The organism is Martinezella lusitana (assembly GCF_016901135.1).
Taxonomy (GTDB): Bacteria; Pseudomonadota; Alphaproteobacteria; order Rhizobiales; family Rhizobiaceae; genus Rhizobium; species Rhizobium lusitanum_D.
Map to the genome: position 1 here is coordinate 588,774 of NZ_JAFEVL010000045.1, position 16,724 is coordinate 605,497.

Below are 16,724 nucleotides of genomic sequence, written 5' to 3' on the forward strand. Positions count from 1 at the left end.
TTAAGCGCTGCTGTCAGCATCTCGGAACCGTTCCGACACTTTAGGCAGCTCCGCGTATGGGAAAGCGCCGCCCTTTGGACGGCGCCGGACCGGCTCGATCAGCTTGTGAAGAAGAATTGCTGCGGCATGGCCGGCCCGGGATTGGGCCAGGACCAGCTGTCCGGCTGCTTTTCCGGGACGTTGCGCAGATTGTTGCGGATGATGCCGAAGCCACCGACGGCAAGGCAGAGCCCGACCGTCTCGAATTCATCAGCCGCGATGTCGAAGATCTGCTTCATGACGGCGCCGCGTTTATTGAGGTCAGCCGTCGAGCGCGCTTCGTCGAACAGCTTCATGCGCTTCTTCTGGCTTTCCGGCGGCTCCTCGCCCTGCTTGCCATTCGAGGTGTACCAGACCGACCAGGGGATGGCGTAGCGCGAGCCCTGCGGATGGAAGGCGAAGAAATCACGCGGATCGAGCATGGGGTCGAGGCCGCCAGGCCCCGGCCAGACCTGGGCATCATGAGCATTGTCGTCGCCGCGTGTATAGTAGAGCGCCCGCTCGATCGTGTTGACCTTCATGTCGACGCCGATCTGCGCCCAATGCGCCTTGACGAGCTCCAGCGCGTCGACAAGATCGGGATAGAGGGTCGGAATGACGTCGACAGCAAAGAAGACCTTCTGGCCGTCGGGCCTCAGGCGAAAGCCGTTCGCATCCTTCTTGTCGTAACCCGCCTGATCGAGCATGGCGCCGGCCTTGTCGGGATCGTAGTCGGTGAACTGGCGCGCGAGCTTTTCATTATACCAGGGATGTTCCGGCCGAGGTCCCGCCTGATAACCCTGGCTCTGACTGAAATAGACGATGTCGATTATCTCCTGCCGGTTGATGCCGAGCGAGAGCGCCTGCCGGACCGACTTGTCGGCAAACATCTTGCGCATGGCCGGATCTTTGTGGGTGATGTTGAAGTAGATCTGGCACTGCTGCGAGGTCGAGGGGATGAGGGTCAGAAGGCGATAGTCGCCTTTCTTCATGTTTTGCGACAGCGTCGGTTTGTTCGCCAGCACGCTGATATGGCGCTCCTGGATATCGATCTTGCCGGAGATGACATTCAGCATCAGCGATTCCACGTCCTGCGAAATGCCGAAGTTGATCTCATCGACATAGGGAAGCTGGTTGCCGGCGGTGTCGACCTGCCAGAAGAATGGGTTGCGGGTCATGACGACGCGCGTGGCACCACCGGTATAGGGCTCCTTGATGACCCAGGGATCGAGCGTCGGCTTGTCCGGATTGCCCCAGCGCGACGGGATCTCGATATCGCCGCAGCGGGCGCGGAAAAGTTCGGGCCAGCTGTTGGAGCCCGCCTTCTTGGCGTCGTCGGCAACATTCGGATTATATTTGGGCAGGAACTGGCTGCAGTAGTGCTTGGGAAACAGCGTCGGATGCTGGCCAAGCGGGGTCGCGAGGTTTTCCAGATAGAGCGCGTTGGGTGCCGCGAAGGTGAATTTCACCGTGTAGTCGTCGATCTTCGTGACATCGACCGCGTTGCCGGCGACGGAGAGTTGTGCCGGCGTCGCGCTGTAGAGATCGGTGTTCTTGACGCAATCCTCGATCGCGAAAACGACGTCGTCGGCGGTAAACGGATGGCCGTCCGACCAGCGCGCTCCCTGGATCAGGTGGAAGGTGAACTGCGAGGCGTCGGCGTTGACGTCCCAGCGTTCGGCAAGGTTGGGCAGGACCTCGGTGAAGTCGAGGTTCCAGCGCACCAGGCTCTGGTTGCCCACCATGCGCAGAATGCCGTTATGATCAGACGAACCCCTGAGGCCGCGCCGCAGCGTGCCGCCATAGGTTCCGACCTTTTCGTAAGGGGTGACGACCATGGGCTTCTTCGGCAAGCGGTCGGCGAGCGCCGGCAGTTTGCCGTCCTTGACGAGTTGCGCCAGTGCCGGAGCCTCGCCGCCGTCGGCAGCGCTGACACGGCCGGCCAGAGACAAGGCTGCCATTCCCGCCATGCCGCCCAGCACGGCGCGCCTGCTCACGCCGCGAGACAATATTTTATCGCGCATCGAATCCCTCCCGTTGAACGCCGGCACGACTTTGTCTGAACCGGTGCGACAAGCTCCCAACCCGTCGCAATGCACCTTCCTGGTGCAGCGGCACGACCATAAATTCGTTCTCAGATAATTACAAGAGTTGACAGATATTTACAGATTATATAGCCCTAGCGCGCAGGAAGTGCGTCATTGCTTGCCGTCAGGCAGCCTCAAGAAGGACGATCATGAAACTCTCTGTCGCCAACGAAACCAGCGCGGTCCCGACCCGCTTCGGCGACATCATCTACGAGAGGATTGTCGCCATGATCGCCGATGGAAAGTTCCCGGTGAACGAACGCCTGCCGTCGGAAGCCAAGCTTGCCGAAATGTTCGGTGCTTCAAGGCCGGTGGTGCGCGATGCCCTTGAGCGCTTGCGCACGGATGGACTGATCGTCTCTCGCAAGGGCTCGGGTTCTTATGTCCGGCAGCGGCCGGATTCGTCGGTCTTGAACATGGTGCCTGTGGGATCGCTCGCCGATGTCCAGCGCTTCTTCGAATTCCGCGCCGGGCTTGAAGCCGAGGCGGCCGAGCTTGCCGCGCGCAACTGGCAGCCGGACGACAAGGAGCGCATCACGGCGGCGCTCCAGAAGATCGAGCAATGTCTTCGTGAAGGCAGGCTTGGTGCCGAGGAGGATCAGGAGCTGCACGATGCCATTGCGATCGCGACCGGCAATCAGTTTCACATCACCGTTCGCGAATGGTTCAGGCCGCATTTCGCCATTGGGCATTCAGTGACCCGGAGCCTCAGCCTCAAGCGCACGCCCGAGCAGATCCGCAGCGTCCAGGACGAGCATGCGGTGATCGTCCAGGCGATTTTTGCGCGGCAGGAGACCGAGGCCCATGATGCCATGAAGAGGCACATATTGAATGCGCGCGCCCGTATGTTCCAGGGCGTTTGAATGGATGTTGGAGGCGACGAAGGTGAGGCGGTCGACGCCCTCCTGGCGCTTCGATTGACGATGAAGAGGTAAAGGGTAGGACGATGAGTATTGCAACCATGCGCCAGGCGTTGACCGGTGTGTCCGGAGTCCCCGTGACGGCCTATGATGGAAACGGCGAGGTCGAGCCACGTGTGACCGCTCAGGTCTACAAGCGTGTCGCCGCTGCCGGCATTCACAATATCGTTGCGGCCGGAAATACCGGCGAGTTCTATGCGCTGACGCCGGAAGAGATCCGCCGCGTCCACGAAGCCGCCATATCGGGCGTCGACGGCAAGGCGCCGGTGACGGCGGCGATCGGTCGCTCCCTGCACGAGGCGATCCGCATGGCCAAGGACGCGGTATCGATCGGCGCTACCGCCGTCATGTCGCATCAGCCGGTGGACCCTTTCGCCGCACCCGCTTCGCAGATCGACTATTTTCGCAACCTGGCGGAAGCCTCGCCGTTGCCGCTGGTCGCCTATGTCCGGGCTGACGGCTTCAGCGTCGACGACATGGTTCGCTTGGCCGGTCATGGCAACATCGTCGGCATCAAATTCGCCACGACGGATCTGATGCTGCTTTCAAGGGCGATTGCGGCGTCCGATCCGAACGGTGCGCTCCTCGTCTGCGGTCTCGCCGAAAGCTGGGCGCCGAGCTTTGCGGCAGCCGGAGCGCGCGGCTTCACCTCCGGCCTCGTCAACGTCGCGCCAAAGTTGTCGCTTGCCGTGCATGCGGCTTTGGCCAAGGGCGATTTCGCCGGAGCGCGCGCGATCGTGAGCAAGCTCGAGCCCTTCGAGCGCATGCGCACGAAGTTCCGCAACGGTGCCAACGTCACCGTCGTCAAGGAGGCGGTTACCTATTCCGGCCTTGATGTCGGCTCCGTCCGCGTTCCGGGATTGCCGCGCCTCGATCAGAAGGATCGCGAGGAGTTGTTCGCGCTGCTTCGTGATTGGCAGGAGACGGGCGATGCATTTACCCTCTAAGGCCCAGGGTTGAGCCGTTTATATGTTTGCGTTGAGTATAGCGGTATGTGCACCGCACCCTTCGGCATAGCTCGCGATCCATTCGACGATCGCCCGGTTCGGCTGGCCGACGACCGATGTAAAGGAAACAAGGCGGGCGAGGATTTTCTCGTCGGTCATGTCGCTTGCTCGCAAGGGTAGTAACTGACAAAGGGGGATGCGGATCCTCTCAGCAAAGTTGCGGTGTCGCCAACATCAGAGTGTCGTGCAGGGGCCACCACGCGTGTCCGGTCGATTGATTCCGGCATTTGGGTCACGCCCGGTCATCCTAGCGCCTGAGAAGCGAGACCGAAAATACGCGGGCCATCGGCTATCGGCGCTGCCGGCCCGCGCTGCATGACCTGTGCCGCGCCTCCCTGTCGCAAACCCGCGCGCTCCAGCCAATCGATCAGCCGCGCGGCGTCAGAAGGAACATCGGCACGAAGGAAGCCGCCGGTCTTGACCATGGCGGTCGAGAGCAGGGCGAGCGAGGTATCCTCGTCGTCGGCGACGATCGGGCCGACGACGCGTCCCCGCCCGAAGTCGCGGCACAGCGCATAGCCGGTGAGCAGGCCGTTTCGATCTGCGACGAAACCTTCAGACACAGGGAGCAGCCCCGCAAGCACGTCGCTTCGGTCAACGCCAGATGCGCCGAAATCAAGAGCGTGGATCGCCGCGAGATCCCCTGCTTCAAATGATCTCACGGCAGTGCCGATGACCGCAGGCTCGGCACCGGCATCGAGAATACCGCTGCGCTGCGTGATCCCGCCCGTGACATCGAATCCGAGGCTGTCATAAAGAGCTTGCCCCTCACGGGTCGCAACAAGCTGGATACGTCGCGGCCCGATATCTTCGAGGACCTTGGCCATCAGGCGCCGTCCGATGCCGGATCGCTGCAGTTCCGGCGCGACGATCACCATGCCAAGCGTGGCGAAGTTGCGACCTTGGGGCCACCACATGGCGATGCCGCGCACGGACCCTCGGTCGTCCGCAGCGACATGACCGCGGCCGATCCTTTGCAGAAGGTCCCAATCCGCCAGTCGATGTGTCCAGCCCACGGCTTGGGACAAGGCGTGGGTGGCTTGGATATCCGAGGCCGCAAGGGCGCGCAGGGAGAAGGATATGGGGTTCAGCATAGTCTCTCTTTCTTCAAGTCGGATCTCGCCCCGTGGCTCGTCGCATTGCCGTGTCATCGTCCCTGACCCTATTCGCGACTCTCTTGGCATATGCATGTTCACCCGGAGCACGTGCTGGCGGCTGCGTGCTCCGGGTGCAAGATCATTGTCGGAGGCGGGCCGACGAGGGGCTGCTTCCCGTCAGGCCGTCGTCTCGACCGGAATACCGATGCCGACAAGCGCCTCGCCGGCGTTCACCGCAAGAGTGGTGAGCTGGTAAAGGACTTCACCTGGCTTTTCGGCCACGATCGTCGCCAGCACGGTGCCGAACACGTCGCGAATTTCGCCGAGCTTTTCGCCGGCTGCGATCGGATCGGACAGGCGCTTGGCGCTGTACCAAAGGCCCGACGCGGGTGCGAGCGGCACAGTCATCGTCATGAGCCGCGGGGCGGCGGCGGGAGTGGAGGCGCTTTCGATCATTTGCATGTGGCCCATGACGCGCCCGATGCCGTCCATCATGGCCGTAACCTCGGCTTCATTCCAAAGGCCATTGCAGCCGATCTCGACAAGCACGCTCGGGATGCCAAGCGCGCCGGCCGCGCTGATCGTGTTGCCCCTCGATTGCGATCCAACCGCGATCGGCAGCCCAAAGACGGCGGCTAGCGCCTCGGACGGCGCGTGGCCGCCAGGATAGATCGTGAAGGGCGTCAGGCTCTCGCTCATGTCACCGCCGTGCAGGTCGAGATAGGCGTCCGCCTTCGGGAATACCTCGGTCACGAGCCAGTGTGCAAGCCGCTCGCTCACGCTGCCGTCCGGCCGCCCGGGAAACATACGGTTCAGGTTGTTGCCATCTTCCGGCATCACGTAGATGCTGCGCGCGCGGAACCCCGTCACATTGAGGATCGGGAGAACAAGAAGGGTCCCGCGGAGCTTCTGCGGATCGGTGCGCATCAGGCGGACCGCGGCCTCGATTGAACAATATTCCGAAGCATGGACGCCTGCGGTGACAATGAGGCACGGCCCTGGCTTAGCCCCTTCAACAAGGCCGAAGGGAATCTCGATCTCAGGTATCGGGCGCAGGAATCCCTGCTCCGTGCGTGGGCGCCCGGTCTTAAGTTCGGGTAGGTTTTGCATGCTGGTCTCCTAGCTGGCGGATATGCCGAAATCGATGAGGTGACGGTGGCCTGACGGCGATAGCGGCGGGCCAGACAAAACTCCCTGCGACGGCAGCGGCTCGAAGGAATTTTGTCATGCTGGAAGGGTTCTCATCTGTTATAATTTTTTATAACGATTATGTATCAATTGGCGATCTGTCAACGCAAGTGATCGAAGAAACGTAGTGAGAATATATCATGCCCTAGGCGCTTCGTCGTTGACGGGCTCGAGATTGTTCTATTATCATGTAACAATGAAAACACAGAATCCGATCCGCCTCGTCCTCGACCGCGATCTGCCCGTACCCCTTGGCGTCCAATTGCGGGGCTTGATTCAATGGGGAATTTCGTCTGGCGACCTGAAGCCGGGCGATCGCCTTCCGTCCGTGCGCGATCTGGCCGACGAGACCGGCGTGGCGCCGATGACGATCGTCCAGGTCTACCGCGAGATAAAAGAGGCCGGGCTCATCGAGGGGCGGGCGGGCTCTGGCACGTTCGTCGCTCACCCCGCGGACCCAATCGACCATCGCCTTCAGGACTTTCACAGACGTGTGGACGCAGTCCTGGATCAGGGCCTGGCTCTGGGCCTGAGCAACAGTGACATCGCAGGACTGATCGCGACGCGCTTGACCGCGAGGAGCGGCTGCGGGCGAACCTGGCAGGTGGTGATGGTCGGCAACTTCGCCCATACCACCGCAGCCTATGCTCGAGTGGCCACCTCGATACTCGGCTCGGGCGTGATGATCGAGCCTGTCACCTTCGACGCACTCACCAAGGACCAAGGCGCGCTTCACCGCGCCGCCGCTGCCGACTTTGTCGTGGCCTCGCTCGTGCTCCAGCGGGAGGTGTCGGCTCTGCTTCCGGGGCAGCGCGTCGTGGCGATCGGCTTAATCCCGTCGGAGGAAACGCGCCGCGCGCTCGCGTCGATCGATCCCCGCGCCCGCGTCATCGCCGTATCGCTCTTCCCGGACTTCCTGCCGATTTTGAGCTCCGGTGTTCGCCGGTTCGCACCCCATGTCGCAGTGCTCAACGCGGCGATGGTCGACAGCGAGGAGTTGGGGGCGGCGCTCACTCACAACGACGTCGTTGTCTATTCCTCCGGTGCCGAAGCGGTCTTGGACCTGCTTCCACCAGGCGTGCCCGCCATCGAATATCGACACACCCCCGACCCCGGCGACATCGAGCGGCTTCTTCGCCCCCTGGTCGAAGGCGCTGCCCCCATCTCTCGTCCACGTACTTCTGGAAAGGAACCCAAAAGCCATGCCGACTGATGTCGAAGAAGTTTCCGACAGTCCGAACTTCCCCAGCGAAGTGGATGTCGTCGTGATCGGAGCAGGTATCGTCGGCGTATCCACTGCCTATGAGCTTGCCCGCAAGGGAGCGTCCGTTGCGCTGATCGACAAGGGAATCGTCGGCGGTGAGCAATCGAGCCGCAATTGGGGATGGGTCCGGCAGCAAAACCGCGACCCGTATGAGTTGCCGCTGGCCATGTACAGCTTACGGCGATGGGAAGAGCTCGGACCGGAATTGGGTCGCGACCTCGGTTTTCGACGCGCCGGCATCCTATACTGTACCCGCGATCAGGCCGACCTGGACCGCTGGGAGAAGTGGGGCGCAGCGGCGCGGGAACAGGGGTTCCGCAGCCAAATCCTCACCGCGGCCGAAATGAAGGAGCGCTCGCCCGTCAGCAGTTCGTCCTGGCTCGGAGGCGTGTGGTCGCCCACCGATGGCAAGGCCGAGCCGAGACTGGCCGCTCCAGCCATCGCCGAAGGCGCCAAGCAGATCGGCGTCTCGCTGCATCAGAATTGCGCCGCTCGCGGCCTGGAGATTACCAACGGGCAAGTGGCAGGGGTTTGGACGGAGCGTGGCCTGATCAAGGCGAGCGCGGTCGTCTGCGCCGGCGGTGCCTGGACTTCCCGTTTCTGCCGCCGTCACGGAATCGATCTTCCGGCCGCAAACATTGGCGGCACGGCGTTGCAGACGACGGCTGCTCCCGATGTCCTCGGCGCGGGCTGCGCCCACGTTTCGGATCTTGCACTTCGTCGACGCATCGATGGAACCTATACGCTTGCCGTTCCCGGCCATGGAACGGTCAGCATCGCCCCGCAAGGCATGCGCTACGCGACCAAATTCTATCAGATGTATCGCAGCAAGATCGCGAAGAAACTCAAATATAGGTTGAATAGCCGTTTCTGGAACGGCCCCGAGGCTTGGGGCGGCTGGGACAATGATCAGATATCGCCGTTCGAGAAAATACGGATATTGGACCCGGCGCCGGACGCCCAGCTGGTCAAGCAAGCCTTGATAACTGCCGTGAAGGAGTTCCCGGCTCTTAGAGGCATCGGTGTTGCTCGTTCCTGGGGCGGAATGATCGATACGTCGCCCGATCTGATTCCGGTCATATCGAAGGTCGACACAGTGGCCGGCCTCGTCATTGCCTCCAGTTTCAGTGGCCACGGCTTCGGCATCGGACCCGGCGCCGGACGCCTCGCCAGCGAGCTCGTTCTCAACGAAAGGCCTTTCGTCGATCCGGCGCCCTACAGGTTAAGCCGCTTCAGCGACGGCACCGCCATCCGGCCAGCTGGGATGATGTGAGCCGTTCACTGACTGAACGCTGATGAGGAGAGGCCATGACGAGATCATTCGACCCCAGTGGCGTCGCGCTGCCAATCGGGCACTGGATCCATGGTAAATATGTCGAGTGTCCCGGTCGCATCGAGCTCCTGCGCCCGCCTGACGGCGCTGCCTATTTCTGCTGTCCGATCGCCGATGCGGTCATGGTGGACCGATTAGCCAAACAGTGGCGATCGACGTGATGGTCACGGCAGAGCAAATCCGTTTTTTGCGGAATTCGCCGACAAAGAAGGCAGCGACGTGGTGCCCACGGACGGTCGCCATCGGGGCATGATCCTCGCATGGGCATGAACCGGAATCTATCGGTGAGAATATTATTCTAAGATTGTTTGAGAAATTAGCAAATCACTATAGGCTTATAATTGACTCGGCCGCGCCCGGTGTTCGAGAATCGCCGCTGGCCGGTCACACAAGAAATCCCATGAAGAAAAGCCGACATGCCTAAGAGAACCTCTCCGCTCGTCGCCTTCCAGTCCAAGACATTTCGCTCGCTCTGGTCGGCAACGCTCGTCTCCAATCTTGGCGGACTGGTCGAAGGTGTCGGTGCCGCCTGGCTCATGACTAGCCTTGCCACATCCCATGGCATGGTGGCGTTGGTCCAGTCTTCCACCACCCTGCCGGTCATGATCTTCTCACTCGCGGCCGGGGCGCTGGCCGACAATTATGACCGAAGACGGATCATGCTGATCGCGCAGATGTTGATGCTGTGCGTATCCGCGACGCTGGCCGTGCTTTCTTATAGCAATGCTTTGACGCCCTGGCTGCTTCTCAGCCTCACATTCCTGATCGGCTGTGGCGGCGCCCTGCACAACCCGTCATGGCAAGCCTCTATGGGTGATGTCGTGCCTCGCGATCACCTGCCGGGCGCTGTTGCGCTCAACAGCATGAGCTACAATCTGATGCGCAGCATCGGGCCGGCGATCGGCGGCATCATCGTTGCGGCGGCGGGCGCGGCCTTCGCGTTTCTCTTCAACGTCTTCTGTTATTTCGCCCTTATTTTCGCGTTATGGCGCTGGAAGAATGCTCCCTCTCGCAATGCGCTGCCGCGCGAGCCTTTCGGCAGCGCGATGTCGGCTGGATTCCGCTATGTCCTGATGTCCCCGAACCTTCTCAAGGTGATGTGCCGCGGTTTCGCGTTTGGCCTGTCGGCGATCGTCATTCTGGCGCTGTTGCCTCTCGTCGCGCGCGACCATGTGCATGGCACCGCTATTACCTACGGCATCATGCTCGGCTTCTTCGGGTTCGGCGCGATCTGTGGCGCGCTCCTGATCGGCCGCATTCGCGATCTCCTGAGCAATGAATGGGTCATCCGCGGGGCATTCTTCACGCTGGCCGTCAGCTGCTTCCTCCTGGCCCTCAGCCATCAGCTATGGCTGAGTTGCCTGCTGCTCATGCCCGCAGGCGTGGCTTGGGTACAAGCCTTCTCCCTGTTCAACGTCACGGTTCAGCTTTCCACGCCGCGCTGGGTTGTCGGTCGTGCCCTGTCGCTCTACCAGACAGCGACTTTCGGGGGTATGGCAGCAGGAAGTTGGCTCTGGGGTGAACTGGCCGACCAGCATGGCGTCACAGGTGCGCTCTTCATCGCAAGCGCCGCTCTTGGAGTGGGCGGCCTGCTTGGTCTTCTGTTGCGCCAACCGGATTTTGAATCGCTCAATCTTGATCCGACGAACAGCTTCAGCGAACCACAACTGCAGCTTGACCTGCGCTCCAGGAGCGGCCCGATCCTCGTCATGGTAGATTACAATATCGATCAGGAGGGCATACCAGAGTTTCTGGCCGTTATGGCCGAGCGGCGCAGGATGAGAATCCGGGACGGTGCCAAGCAGTGGTCATTGCTGCGCGATCTGGAAAAGCCGAACGTCTGGACGGAGAGCTACCATCTGCCAACCTGGATCGATTATGTTCGCCACAATCAGCGCCAGACGCACGCGGATGTCGAGATCGCAGAACGCTTGCGTGGACTGCATCGCGGAGAACAACCGCCCACGATTCACCACATGATCGAACGACAAACCGTGCCCAGGCATGATGACATGCCTCTGAAGCCTTATCTTGATGCAACCTGACCGGTGACGTCAGGTTAGATCCGCCAAGGCGGTCTATCTCTCGATTTAGAGTCGGAGCGGGGCGCTGATGGAGCAATGACAGGCTACGGTTTTCCCGACAGGCTGGCAGAGCTGTTTTCTACCGCGTGACGAAGCAAATACGCGCGATAAGCAATTGTTTTTGCTGAGGTGACCGGGGTCATTCCGCAATACTTGTTCACAGTCATTCGCGCCGATGACAAAACCAACTTTTCGACAGATGCCCGATTTCTGTCACGAAACCGGCGGGATATCATCTATATTCACTGAAATTGGTGTCACGGTGACATTTGGCCGGCCGTGCCCTCCAAGCCATTCAGCATGAGTGCCCGGCCTTTCGACTCGTTCTATCGCTAAACCGGCCGGCAGGCGTCGGCGATGGCATTCCAGTCCCGCGAGGCACCGTCTTGAAAATCGGCAACGACATCACAAGCATTCAATATCTGCGGGCCATCGCCGCGATCTCCGTCCTTTGCTTCCATGTCAGCGAGACATACGGCCTGGAATTCAAGGTCGGAGCGGCGGGTGTCGATATATTCTTCGTCATCAGCGGCTTTATCATGTGGGTGGCGACCGAGGGAAGACCGGTCGGTCCGCGAGAATTCATGTTGCGCCGGCTGATCAGAATAGTGCCGCTTTACTGGATTGCGACGGCGATAACATTCGTCGTGGCCGTGTTGAAACCGCAGTTCTTCTTCAACACGGATTTGAGCATCGGCAATTTGATCGGCTCGCTGTTTTTCTTGCCCATCATGAGGGACGAAGCACTGCATCCCGTTGTCGAGCAGGGATGGACCTTGTCCTACGAGATGTTCTTCTATCTCATCTTTTCCATTTCATTGCTTCTGCCGGAGCTCAGGCGGTTTTGGTTCATGATCGCGGCTATGGTGACCGTCGTCATCGTGCATTACCTGCTGCCCTTCAGCTATGTTCGTGTTTTCTCGGAGCCGGTCATTCTTGAATTTGCCGCCGGCATCGTCATCGGGCGCTTGTGGAAGCAAGGCTTTCGGCTGCCTTTTCGCGCCGCCATCGGCTTGATGATCGCCGGATTCGTGCTGCTGCTGGCGAGTGACCTGATGGTGCATGTCGACCGGGCGGTTCGCTGGGGTGTACCGGCAGTGCTGCTGTTGTCGGGCGCTGTTTTCGCAGAGCGGGAGCGAAGCGTTCCCAAACTGGCATTCCTGCATTTCCTGGGGGACGCCTCTTATTCCATTTACGTTTGGCACGTGCTCACCGGCATCATGGTAACAGCGCTGCTGTTGCGCGTCGGGGTGCCGCACGCTGCACAGCCAGCGTTTATCGCATTGGGTTCGCTGGCCTTTGCGATCGTCTGTCACCTGTACATAGAGCGCCCGATACTCCGAAAAACGCGATTGGTACGCCCACAACCGGCGAGCGCAGCTGACGCAAAAGGGTGAAGCCGGTCACAAGACGGTCTCGAATAGAGGGATCAATGCCGCTCCGATTGCGCCAGGGGCATCAATTACCTCCGCCACGGCAAGCTTGGGGACGTCGCGTAAGGCGCCATGCCGAGGTAGATTATTAATTTCAGTCCGTTCGATGAGCATTCTTGCCAGTGAATGCGGGAGTTCACCACCAAGGACGATCAAAGCCGGGTCAAATACCGCGCAGAGCGCATTGATGGTGCGATTATGCGCCGGTGCGACGCGGTCGACCCACTCCGCAACACCCTGCAATTGCGTCAAATCTTCGCTTTTCAAGTCCTTCAGCGTCAAGTCCGGGCGGCCGTTGGCGTGAAGATGTCTAAGTAACAGGCTAGGAGCAGGACGCTCCTCGTAGTCCTGTTGCCCAAAGAGAACGGAAAATTCGCCCGCGTTTCCGAAACTGCCGCGAAATGGCATGCCTCCGGAAACCAGCCCGCCGCCGTAGCCATGAAGATGGGCAATATAAGCGAAATCCGCGACCTCACGGCCGACACCGAAGATTGCTTCCGCTAAAGCTGCTGTTCTGGCGACGTTGTCCACCCAGACCGGCAAGCCGAGTTTTGCTCCAAGCAAAGGTGCCAGGTCGATCAGTGACCAATGGGCGAGCGGTAGGGGGCAATTAAACGCCGTCTCCAGCATACGGTGACCGGCGACGGCAAGACCAATGCCAAGGACATCCCGCCGATTGGCGCTCCGGCGGGCGAGAATGTCTTTGACCGCCGTGCCAATTCGGTCCATCTCTTCGGACAGCGAGGACCCAGCCTGTGGGATTTCCGTGTTCTCCAAGGGTTCCCCGAATCCCATGAGGCAGAGGCCGATCGAACCGACATTTATGGAGATGCCGAGCGTTAAGCACCAATCCTTTTGCAGGCTTAGCTCCGGACTGGGCGGTCCAGGGCGTCGGGCCTCTGACTGGGAAAAAGCAATCATTCCTCGGTCGTGAAGCCGCGCGACAATCCTGTGCAGAGATTGCTGGGTAAGGTCGAGCGGTTCGGTCAGGTCGGAACGCTCAATCCCGGGAGACTTCCAGATCAGCCGCAATAGGTCGCGTTCATTGCGGGAAGATACCCGTTTAGGTTGCAAATCCCGCAAGAAATGTGCAGCAACATGGTCTAACGGATCATACTTCATTTTAAGATCATTTTGATTTTACACTATAAGTGTGAAATCCGCCTAGGGGGTGTCCTGCTCTATCAAACTGACGAATTCAATCGCCAATTTAATGGTCCTGCTTACCTCATCAAGAACGGCCAATCCAGCCGCGATGACGGCATTTTACGGATGGCAGAGGGACGCTGTCCGAGTGTTGGGAGGCACGCTATCGTCGTTGCGACGATCTCTGACTTTCGTCTCGAAATCCGACAGGACGCGCTCGTTCAGACCGCCCCTTGTGGCGAACTCTCCACTAAGCATGCTGAACGACTCGACGTCTGGCCGGTCCCCCGCTGTGCAAGGTTTTCGAATAGTGGCGCGGCGCTCGGCGCCAATGGTGGCAGCCTTATTCGTTGAGGAGCAGAGAAAATGAGGAGATTTGTCGAAAAACTTGCGGTAAGTACCGGTGGGGATGGTGACATCGAGTCGACGATTTCCAACCGGCCGGCTGATGAAGGCGCGCTGGTGGTTGTCACCGATGCCAATGCCGCCGCAGTGGAAGTCGCGGCAACCATCGAGACAAGAGGCGGGCGGTTGCCATTGCCCGTGGCTTGAGGCTCACACGGAAAACCAGGCGAATTCATTAATTTGTCCAGGGTATTTATGGCGTTCGCTTGAATGATTTTTGTCAGGATTGGTGAAGAAGAGCGATTAACGAGGGAGAGCTTATGAATTCCAATCGAAATTCCTGTAATGCACGCCGCAATCATCATTGGATTAAACGTTCTATATCCGCAATTTTTCTGATTGCCTTCCCTATAGCTCTGTCTGCCAATGCGAACGCGTCTGAACTTGCGTATGCAAAGCAGAAGACCATTCAACTGTATATGAAGAAATACGAAAAGAATAATGTCGTCTTCTATAGTGGAAATTCACTGGCAAAGACGGCCAAAATTTCTTCCGAACAATACTTTAAGGGTGCGCCATATGTTTGCACGCCTAGCGGCTTCGGCAGAACATCGCATTGTTACAATCGCAGTGCTTTTTGAGGCGAGCCTAGCTGTCTCGCAGACTGCTCTTGAAAGAGAATAGGGGTTGCTTCTCGGATGGTACTCGGACAGTACTGATAGCGAGCAGGCTGTCCATCCATCCTAGCGATGGCCCCTATTTGAGTATTCAACTTCAACCGGGCAGATGTTTGCGGACATTATCGCCCCGTTGCAGTTTCAGAACCTCGTCATCATGCTTGATTGGATTATGACGGAACACATACCATTTTCCGCCTGACGCTCGTTTCTGATAGATGATCCCGGCCTTCTCGCGATGCAGGAAGCAGGAAACATTGCGTGCAGCAGTTTTTCCGCTGTACCACAAAGCGCTCATGCAGAGCTTGCCGCTATCGGTCGCGTACCAGGTGCCTTTTGCGTAAGATCTTTTGCGGCCTGTGTGCGACCAGGCAGTAAAATGGTTGTGGTTACGCGAGAAGAACCCTGCACCATCCTTCCAGATCCAGGAGCGCCCCGAATAGAGTCTTTTTAGCGTGGCGGCGCTCATCGGATCTGCGTGACTGGCCGCGCGTGCGGTCAGCCTATCGATTTGATGTTGTGTGGCGGCGGTTGCCGGGCCGGTCAGCAACAACATCGAGATCGCGGCGTTCAAGATGATGAAACGGAACGAAGACATTTTGTTTCTCCTTCAACTGTTCGCCGCGACAGTCAGTTCAACAGAGGGCTGGCAACGCGCCAGTCCGGCCGACCCAGGCCATCCGGCCACGGATAGACTTCACGGTCGTTGAAATAGACGACTGCCGTCAGGTCAGGGAATTCGGCGTGCGGTTTGGCGGCTTCCTCAGCCCATGCGTGAACATAGGCCTCGTTTCCCTGATAGCCCAACTCTGCGATAACGATCGGCTTCTTGAAGGCCTTGACGCGGTCGTAGCCGGGCTTGGTTGCTTCGACGAAAGTCAGATCCCGTCCGAGCTTGCGTTGATCGAACGGCTGATAGCCGAAGACCGAAAGCCCGATGACATCAACGTATTGATTGCCGGGATAGTAGGCTGCAAGCCCCTCTTTTCCCATCGGCGACCACATGTACTTGGCCGAAGGAAGATATTGGCGGCAGACGGTGATGGCGTGCCGATATGCTTTTATATAGCCATCCGGTTTCCAGTAAGCCCAGGTGAATTGCCCGTTCTTTTCGTCCATTTCCTGCGCCCAGCGAATGGTGACGGGCCTGTCGAGCTTAGCTGCCGTGGAGCATATCGCTGCCATGTTGGCATCGTAGCGACCCGCCAGAATTCCATTCAGAAGATCGTCCGGCGCCACGCGCCAGTCGCGGGCCCAGGACCAGGGCTCAACCGTGATCAGCAACGAGCGGCCGCGCTTGCGCGCATAGTCATTTGCCGTGCTCAGAGTTGAGAGATCGACATCCTCCCAAGGGAGGAAGAGATGCTCGATCTTGGGATTGGGGTCATTGGTAAAGTCCCCATTTGGATCATAGGCACCGGAAGCAAGCGATTGCGGTGTGATGATCGGCCTCTTGTCGTGGAACAGGCTGTCGGCCCGTGCGTCAAGAACATTGCCGGCCGCGTAGACTGCGCCGCAGAGAGCGACGGTGCCAAGCATGGCTGCAGTTATTTTGCTTAGGGTTCTCATTGGATTGACTCCTCGTTACTCGGTCTTGGGCGCGATCAAGGCGGTTTTCACCACCTCAAGTCGCTGCGAGACCAGATCGTCGGCGATCAATTTCGCCGCCTCATCGGTTTGTTTGGCTACGGCATGGCGAAACACGAACCAGGCCCCGCCCACTTCGCGTTTCTGGTAGATCGTTCCATCGTGAATTCGATGAATGAAGCAGGTTTTGGCTGGGAACTTGCCGTTTGTTGCATGCCAGGCCGCCTCGAAACATAGGCGGCCTGTATCTGTCACGATCCAGCGACCTTCAGCCCAGGATTGGCCTCCTGTTCCGTCGACCCAGGCGGAAAACCGGCGATCGGTATTCTGCATTCGCCCGGCGCCATCGGGCCACTGCCACGTCTTGTCACGATACAGTGTGTAGAGTTCGAACGCCGTCATTAGCCTTGTACCTTCAGGCAACTTTGTGCCTGCCACGGCGGCGGTAGCATTGCTCCACGCTGCAACTCCCATGGCGATGGCGAATGCCGTCGCTGTTACACGGGCAAATGTGGTCTTGTTGTTTGATGGCTTCATC

16 protein-coding genes and 1 pseudogene are annotated in these 16,724 nt (G+C 59.4%); 8 read left to right on the top strand and 9 right to left on the bottom strand.

Features of this window, described 5'->3' with window-relative positions:
• Positions 1-98: 98 nt before the first annotated feature.
• A complete protein-coding gene (locus tag JTP94_RS18585; RefSeq protein ID WP_204851936.1) occupies positions 99-2,042 on the bottom strand; it encodes an ABC transporter substrate-binding protein in 1,944 nt (647 codons plus the stop codon).
• A 212-nt stretch (positions 2,043-2,254) separates the two neighbouring features.
• On the opposite strand from JTP94_RS18585, the gene JTP94_RS18590 reads away from it, so the two are divergent.
• Positions 2,255-2,968 carry a FadR/GntR family transcriptional regulator gene (locus JTP94_RS18590; RefSeq protein ID WP_204851937.1) on the top strand — a complete coding sequence of 238 codons (714 nt, stop codon included), beginning with the start codon at positions 2,255-2,257 and terminating at the stop codon, positions 2,966-2,968.
• A gap of 83 nt (positions 2,969-3,051) precedes the next feature.
• Positions 3,052-3,972 carry a dihydrodipicolinate synthase family protein gene (locus tag JTP94_RS18595; protein ID WP_204851938.1) on the top strand — a complete coding sequence of 307 codons (921 nt, stop codon included), beginning with the start codon at positions 3,052-3,054 and terminating at the stop codon, positions 3,970-3,972.
• Positions 3,973-3,990: 18 nt separating this feature from the next.
• Here JTP94_RS18595 and JTP94_RS18600 read toward each other — a convergent pair whose 3' ends face one another.
• From JTP94_RS18600 to JTP94_RS18610, 3 genes are all read right to left on the bottom strand, one after another.
• Entirely contained in the window at positions 3,991-4,131 is a 141-nt protein-coding gene (locus JTP94_RS18600) for a hypothetical protein (RefSeq protein ID WP_204851939.1), read from the bottom strand.
• Between the two features lie 143 nt (positions 4,132-4,274).
• A complete protein-coding gene (locus JTP94_RS18605) occupies positions 4,275-5,126 on the bottom strand; it encodes a GNAT family N-acetyltransferase (protein WP_204851940.1) in 852 nt (283 codons plus the stop codon).
• A gap of 180 nt (positions 5,127-5,306) precedes the next feature.
• Positions 5,307-6,239 (bottom strand): M14 family metallopeptidase, encoded by a 933-nt coding sequence (locus JTP94_RS18610; protein ID WP_204851941.1) that lies wholly within the window; start codon positions 6,237-6,239, stop codon positions 5,307-5,309.
• A gap of 253 nt (positions 6,240-6,492) precedes the next feature.
• On the opposite strand from JTP94_RS18610, the gene JTP94_RS18615 reads away from it, so the two are divergent.
• From JTP94_RS18615 to JTP94_RS18635, 5 genes are all read left to right on the top strand, one after another.
• Complete coding sequence (locus tag JTP94_RS18615; RefSeq protein WP_204851942.1) at positions 6,493-7,530, top strand: GntR family transcriptional regulator; 1,038 nt, start codon at positions 6,493-6,495, stop codon at positions 7,528-7,530.
• Entirely contained in the window at positions 7,520-8,854 is a 1,335-nt protein-coding gene (locus tag JTP94_RS18620; protein WP_204851943.1) for an FAD-binding oxidoreductase, read from the top strand. The genes JTP94_RS18615 and JTP94_RS18620 overlap by 11 nt, the downstream gene beginning before the upstream one ends.
• 35 nt (positions 8,855-8,889) lie before the next feature.
• Complete coding sequence (locus tag JTP94_RS18625) at positions 8,890-9,075, top strand: hypothetical protein (protein ID WP_204851944.1); 186 nt, start codon at positions 8,890-8,892, stop codon at positions 9,073-9,075.
• A gap of 255 nt (positions 9,076-9,330) precedes the next feature.
• The gene (locus tag JTP94_RS18630; protein ID WP_204851945.1) at positions 9,331-10,959 is read left to right on the top strand and encodes an MFS transporter; all 1,629 of its coding nucleotides are present in this window, start codon (positions 9,331-9,333) and stop codon (positions 10,957-10,959) included.
• A gap of 425 nt (positions 10,960-11,384) precedes the next feature.
• Positions 11,385-12,395 carry an acyltransferase gene (locus tag JTP94_RS18635; RefSeq protein ID WP_271024028.1) on the top strand — a complete coding sequence of 337 codons (1,011 nt, stop codon included), beginning with the start codon at positions 11,385-11,387 and terminating at the stop codon, positions 12,393-12,395.
• Between the two features lie 6 nt (positions 12,396-12,401).
• Here the strand turns inward: JTP94_RS18635 and JTP94_RS18640 are convergent, their stop codons facing one another.
• Positions 12,402-13,553, bottom strand: a complete 1,152-nt coding sequence (locus JTP94_RS18640; protein WP_204851946.1) for an ROK family transcriptional regulator — start codon at positions 13,551-13,553, stop codon at positions 12,402-12,404.
• A 213-nt stretch (positions 13,554-13,766) separates the two neighbouring features.
• Positions 13,767-13,894 (bottom strand): annotated as a pseudogene (locus JTP94_RS35580) (pyrroline-5-carboxylate reductase); the annotation flags it as partial.
• 49 nt (positions 13,895-13,943) lie between these two features.
• Here JTP94_RS35580 and JTP94_RS18645 point away from each other — a divergent pair.
• Positions 13,944-14,129, top strand: a complete 186-nt coding sequence (locus tag JTP94_RS18645) for a hypothetical protein (protein WP_204851947.1) — start codon at positions 13,944-13,946, stop codon at positions 14,127-14,129.
• Positions 14,130-14,696: 567 nt separating this feature from the next.
• Here the strand turns inward: JTP94_RS18645 and JTP94_RS18650 are convergent.
• Genes JTP94_RS18650 through JTP94_RS18660 form a run of 3 tightly spaced genes read right to left on the bottom strand, consistent with a single transcriptional unit; the run spans position 14,697 to position 16,723 of the window.
• A complete protein-coding gene (locus JTP94_RS18650) occupies positions 14,697-15,197 on the bottom strand; it encodes a DUF995 domain-containing protein (RefSeq protein ID WP_204851948.1) in 501 nt (166 codons plus the stop codon).
• Positions 15,198-15,229: 32 nt separating this feature from the next.
• Positions 15,230-16,168, bottom strand: coding sequence for a glycoside hydrolase family 26 protein (locus JTP94_RS18655; protein ID WP_204851949.1), 939 nt, complete (start codon positions 16,166-16,168; stop codon positions 15,230-15,232).
• A 15-nt stretch (positions 16,169-16,183) separates the two neighbouring features.
• On the bottom strand, positions 16,184-16,723 hold the full coding sequence (locus JTP94_RS18660; RefSeq protein ID WP_204851950.1) for a DUF995 domain-containing protein: 540 nt from the start codon (positions 16,721-16,723) through the stop codon (positions 16,184-16,186).
• Between the last annotated feature and the right edge of the window lies 1 nt (position 16,724).